This is a genomic window from Enhygromyxa salina, assembly GCF_002994615.1.
Classification (GTDB): Bacteria; Myxococcota_A; Polyangia; order Nannocystales; family Nannocystaceae; genus Plesiocystis; species Plesiocystis salina_A.
In genome coordinates this window covers 1-4,070 of the sequence record NZ_PVNK01000252.1, presented here as the reverse complement: position 1 = coordinate 4,070, position 4,070 = coordinate 1, and the positions used below count along the sequence as shown (strand labels likewise).

The following is a 4,070-nucleotide window of genomic DNA, read 5'->3' as shown; positions in this document are numbered from 1 at the left end:
CTTGGCCTTTTCGCCGAGGGCTTTGTCGCCAAAACTTGCAGTACGCCCGGTACAGCGGCGTTTTGGCTTCGCGCCCTCGGCGAAAATTCCGGCGCGAGGCGACACGATGCATTGCACCCCGGGCTGCCAGGCTCAGATCGATCGGGACACGGCCGCGGCGCTCGCCGAGGCCGACGGTCGGCGGCTCGGCGCGATCCAGCCCGAGCTCGTCGGGGCCCTCCACGCCGCGGCCGACGCCGAGGTCATGAAGGCCGCGGCCGAGAACATGAACCTGGTCTCGCTGATCGGCGGCAAGAGCCCGATCGAGCTGTTCACTCGCCTGGTCGAGGGCACCCCGCTCGCGCGGACCGTCCGCTCGATGCGGCGGCGTGACGAGCAGCGGGATCACGCACAGGCCCAGGGTCGGGAGGCGCCGGCTTCGGCCGACGCCGCGCGGACCGAGGACGACTGATCCGTCCGCGTGACGGCCGGGCCCCGGGGCGAGCGCTCCGGGGCCTCGGCCGTCTTTTTTGGCCCTCGTCCCGGGCGTCGCCGCGACTGAGCGCGGGGCGCGGCGCGATGTTGCAGCCACACCGACCCTAAGTTAGCGTCCCTCGTGCTTCGCGCCGCCCGGGAACTGCTGATCTCCTGCTCCTTGCTCTTGCTCGTCGCGCCTGCGTGCGACGCGAAGTCGACCAAGGACGCGACCTCGACCAAGTCCCAGACCGGGGCCAAGACTCCGGCCAAGACTCCGGCCAAGACTCCGGCCAAGACTCCGGCGCCCGAAGAGCCGCTGCCCGCGGACATGATCACCGAGGCCCCGGGCGTCGACGTCTCGAAGCTCTCGGGCGCCCAGCGTGACAGCTTCTTGCGCGTGATCAACACCGAGTCCAGCGCCTGCGACAAGCCCCACTCTCTGGCCAAGTCGCTGGTCGAGGATGGCGAGTGCCGCGACTCGATGCACGTCGCCCAGTTCATCGCCGATCGCCTCGCGGCCGGGGCCGCGGCCGGCGACATCAAGCTCGACATCGACAAGGTCACCGCGGCCCTGACCCAGCGCGAGATCCCGGTCGAGGGCCGCCCGGTGTTCGGCAACGAGCGCGCGCCCGTGACGATCGTCGTGTTCGCCGACTTCCAGTGCCCGATGTGCAAGATGGAGGCGCCGGAGCTGCGTGAGGCGATCGAGCATCACGGCGGGCGGGCCAAGCTCGTGTTCAAGCACTTCCCGCTGACCGAGCATCACGATCGGGCCGAGGCCGCCGCGATCGCGGCCGAGGCCGCGCACCTCCAGGGCAAGTTCTGGGCCATGCACGACCTGCTGTTCGCCAACCAAGACGCCCTCAGCGACGCGGACCTCGAGCGCTACGCCGGGCAGATCGAGGGCCTCGACGTCGCCAAGTGGAAGGCCGACATGGCGTCCGAGGCGGTCAAGCTCGCGGTCGCAGGGGACCGGGGAGACGGCGAGAAGCTCGAGCTCCCGGGCACGCCCACGGTCTACGTCGACGGGCGCGAGGTCGTGCCGATGCTGTGGAGTGGTCAGCTCGACGCGTGGATCGACGACGCGCTTCGCCGCTAGCGCCGACCCAGCCGATGACCTCGCCGCCGACCAAGTCGATCAGCAGGAGCGACGCGCTCATCGAGGCGGTGGGCGTCGCCCTGATCACGATCGACGAGCGGGGCCACCTGCGCTCGCTCAATCCGGCGGCCCAGGAGCTGTTCGGCTACGGGGCCGACGATCTCGTCGGCCAGCCCTTCACGCTCCTGACTCGAGACGGCCAAGACGGCCAAGACGGCCAAGGCGCCGGGCACGAAGGGGAGCTCGCGCGCTACTCGGGCGAGGGGCGCGAGGTCGAGGGGCGGCGCAAAGATGGCGCCGGCTTCCCGGCGCACCTGTCGATCCACGAGGTCGAGACCGACGGCGAGCGATGGTTTGTCGGCGTCATCGGGGTCAAGCAGGCCGAGGCCGAGCTGGCGCGCAAGAACGCCGAGCTCGAGGTCGCGTCGCGCTTCGATCGGATCGGCGCGCTCGTGCTCCTGGCGCTCAGCGCCCGAACCAGCGTCGGTGCGGACTACGCTGAGGTCCTGCAGATCCTGGCCGAAGAGGGCGGCTACCGGCCGCTGACGCTGTACACCTGGGACGAGGCGAGCGCTGAGCTTCGCCTGTCCGCGAGCCTCAGCCTCGCCCCGGGGTCGAGCGCGACCACCTTCAAGCTCGGGGAGGGGCTGGTCGGCGAGGCCGCCCGGCGCCGCGAGGCGATGTTCGTCGACGAGCCCGCGGCCGGGTCCTTCGAGCTCGACACCGGCTTTGGCGTGGTCCAGGCCTCGACCTTGTTCGTGCTCCCGCTGATCCACGCAGACAGCCTCCTCGGTGTCATCGCCGGGGCCGCGCACCTGCCCCTGGAGGCGCGGGCGCGGGCGCGGCTCCAGCAGATCGCCAGGAAAATCGCGATCGGCTTGTTCGCGACCGAGCAGTACCGGGCGCTGCGCGTGGTCTCCAACGAGCTCGACGAGCGCGCGCGCACGATCGAAGCGCAAAACCGCGAGCTCGAGCAGGCCAACCGCCTGAAGTCGGAGTTCTTGACCACGATGTCGCACGAGCTGCGCACGCCGCTCAACGCGATCATCGGGTTCACCAACATCTTGCTCAAGAACAAGAGCGGCGACTTCGGGGCCAAGGAGCTGAGCTTCCTCGCCCGGGTGTTGGCCAACGGCAAGCACCTGCTCGCGCTGATCAACGACATCCTCAGCGTGTCCAAGTCGGAGGCCGGGCGTCTCGAGCTCGAGCTCGAGGAGGTCGATCTACGCGAGCTCACCCTCGAGTTGCTCGCGGAGATCGGCGTGAGCGCCGAGCGAGCCGAGCGACGCTTGACGGCGACGATTCCGGACGCGCTCGAGCCGCTGCGGGTCGATCGGCGCCGGCTCAAGCAGGTCATGATCAACCTGCTCGGCAACGCGCTCAAGTTCACGCACAGCGGGGCGATCGAGGTCCGGATCGTGGCCGAGGGCGGGACGCCGCAGCGCATCGACGTGATCGACAGTGGCATCGGGATCGCCCGTGAACAGCTCGACATCGTGATGGAGGCCTTCCGCCAGGCCGACAGCGGGACCTCGCGGCGCTACGGCGGCACCGGCCTGGGGCTGACGATCGCCAAGGCCTTTTGCGTGGCGATGGGCTTTGAGCTCGCGCTCGACAGCGTCGAGGGCGAGGGCACGGTCGTCTCGGTCGTGCTCTCGGACGAGGCGCCGCCGCTGCGCTGGCAGCCGCCCTCGCTGACGGGCAACGTCCACGTGCCCACGGCAGAGATCGAGCAGGAGTCGCCGACCGATGAAGCTCGGGGCGAGACCAGCAGCGAGACCCGGGGCGGTCGGACGGTCCTGGTCATCGACGACGAGCCCGACGCGCGGGCGGTCATGCAGCAGCACCTCGACGAGCTCGGCTGCCGGGTGATCACGGTCGACTCGGGCGCGCAGGGGATCGAGGTCGCGCGGGCGACCCGGCCCGCGCTCGTGATCCTCGACCTGATGATGCCGGGCATGAACGGCCTGACCGTGCTGAAGACCTTTCGCGCCGATCCCGAGCTGCGTGAGATCCCCGTCGTGGTCTGCAGCATCGTCGCGGGGGAGTATCGCTACCAGCTGGCCCACGCCGTCGAGGTGATCAGCAAGCCGGTCGAGCGTGCTGCGCTCGCGGCGGTCATGGAGCGGGTGCTCGAGGGTGGTGGTGGCGAGCGCCGGGTGCTGATCATCGACGATGATCCCGACGCGCGCGCGGTGTTCACCGAGACGGCCCAGGAGTTCGGGCTTCGGGTCGAGGTCGCCGAGAACGGCAAGATCGGGCTCGATTCGGTGATCGCCGCGCCGCCGGACCTGGTCATCTTGGACCTGATGATGCCCGTGCTCGACGGCTTCGGGTTCCTCGCGGGTCTGCGGGCGCTGCCGCAATTCCGCGCGCTGCCGGTCATCGTGTGCACCGCGGCGAAGCTCGATCAGGGCCAGCGCCGACAGCTCGACGGGACCGCGAAGCTGATCCAAAAAGACGAGCACACGGTCGCGCAGCTGCGCGAGATCCTGGGTCAGGCCTAGCAGCCCGG

General features: G+C 70.0%; 3 protein-coding genes. All 3 read left to right on the top strand.

Translation table 11 applies throughout. From position 1 onward, the window contains the following. The first annotated feature begins 106 nt into the window (after nucleotides 1-106). Complete coding sequence (locus tag ENSA5_RS29005; RefSeq protein WP_106394959.1) at nucleotides 107-451, top strand: hypothetical protein; 345 nt, start codon at nucleotides 107-109, stop codon at nucleotides 449-451. Between the two features lie 144 nt (nucleotides 452-595). Then, the gene (locus ENSA5_RS29000) at nucleotides 596-1,555 is read left to right on the top strand and encodes a DsbA family protein (RefSeq protein WP_146156221.1); all 960 of its coding nucleotides are present in this window, start codon (nucleotides 596-598) and stop codon (nucleotides 1,553-1,555) included. 14 nt (nucleotides 1,556-1,569) lie between these two features. Next, nucleotides 1,570-4,062: a hybrid sensor histidine kinase/response regulator gene (locus tag ENSA5_RS28995; RefSeq protein ID WP_106394957.1), complete on the top strand. Its 2,493-nt coding sequence runs from the start codon at nucleotides 1,570-1,572 to the stop codon at nucleotides 4,060-4,062. Nucleotides 4,063-4,070 lie beyond the last annotated feature (8 nt).

Bases quoted from the DNA above. Each gene is read 5' to 3' on its own strand.
- ENSA5_RS29005 (WP_106394959.1), top strand. From the start codon at position 107: ATGCATTGCACCCCGGGCTGCCAGGCTCAGATCGATCGGGACACGGCC.
- ENSA5_RS28995 (WP_106394957.1), top strand. From the start codon at position 1,570: ATGACCTCGCCGCCGACCAAGTCGATCAGCAGGAGCGACGCGCTCATC.